We start from the raw sequence: 1,293 nt of genomic DNA, 5'->3' as shown, positions 1-1,293 counted from the left end.
GATCCGCCGCCTGGGCCGGTCGGCGCGCCGCCCGCGCCAAGGCCAGAACCGGTGTTGATCGGCTGTATCAAGTTGGTCGGAATCTGAGTGCCGGTAGTAAACGACCCGCCGCTGAAGCCGCCGGATGAGTTGGTATTGAACTCCACGGTTTGCGTGGCATTGGTGGCGTTGCCACTCGCCACTGCGACGGTGGCCGTCGAGCTGACGGTCTCGACCTTACCCAGACCATCGGTATAGCTCGCGGTAACGATAATGGTTTTATCAACATCCGCTTGGGTCAGAACCAAGCTGGGACCGGTCCCCAGGATGTTGCCGTTACCATCTGTCCAGGTGTAGACGATGCTACCCAGACCATCAGCGTCTGCGAGCGTAGTGCTGACGGAGAGCGTTTCGCCCACGACAGCGGTACCGCTGATCGTCACATCTCCCGTCGGCGCATGGTTAACATCGATCACAATCGGCACCGCTGCTGTCAGTACTACATCGTTACCGGTGCCGCTGGCATAGCTCACCGTGTAAATGTCGCCGTTGCTGCTCAGTTCGGCGCCTTCGGCAATGCCGCCGAAAATACCGGGAGCGCCAGTGACGGCGTCGATGCCGTCGTTGTCGATCAGCCGATAGGTATTGCCACTGGTCGCAGTGTGACCGCCAACCCGCGTAACGGATAGGGAACCGCCGTTCAGACTGACGATACCATTAACCGCCACCTGGTCGAAATCGGTTCCGCCCACCCCGCCCGCGCCTGCCAATTCGGCCTCCATGGCGCCGCTAACTCGTAGATTGCCGTTGACCGTCAGCCTGCCGATGCCGTTATTGGTGCCGGCCACGCCCGGCGCCAGCGTCGCGCCGTCGTTGATGGTCAGATTGTTGGTCGAGCTGGCCGCGAAGATACTTCCCGTCCCGCCCAGCGTTGCCCCTGAAGATACCGAAACACCGCTAGTAGCGCCCAGCGAGCCGGTGACCAGCAGCGTACCCGCCGATATATTCGTGCCGCCGGTATAGTTGGAAGTAGCGCTCATTATCAGAGTGCCGCCGCCGAGCTTGCTTAGCGCGAAGCCCCCCGACACCGCACCGCTTAGCGTTAACGATCCGGCGGTAGTGCCGATGGTGCTGTCGGTGCCCAGCGTCACGCCGCCGCTTACTGTGTTGATTCCGCTGACGTTGACCAGCGCTCCGGTGCCTGAAAGGCCGTTGCCGTTCAACGTCAGCGACTCAGCCAGAGTAACGCCGCCCTGAATCGCCAGGGCCGCACCGGAGGACACCGTCGTCCCTGCGCCGGCAGTGCCGAGTGCC

1 protein-coding gene is annotated in these 1,293 nt (G+C 62.4%); it reads right to left on the bottom strand.

The genetic code is table 11. The annotated features are described in order from the left end of the window. The coding region (locus NP589_RS21520; RefSeq protein ID WP_256608803.1) for a beta strand repeat-containing protein at positions 1-1,293 on the bottom strand (1,293 nt) is incomplete at both ends.

Source organism: Methylomonas rosea, assembly GCF_024505055.1.
Taxonomy (GTDB): domain Bacteria; phylum Pseudomonadota; class Gammaproteobacteria; order Methylococcales; family Methylomonadaceae; genus Methylomonas; species Methylomonas rosea.
The sequence above is the reverse complement of the archived record's forward strand: the minus strand, read 5'-3'. Positions and strand labels throughout refer to the sequence as shown.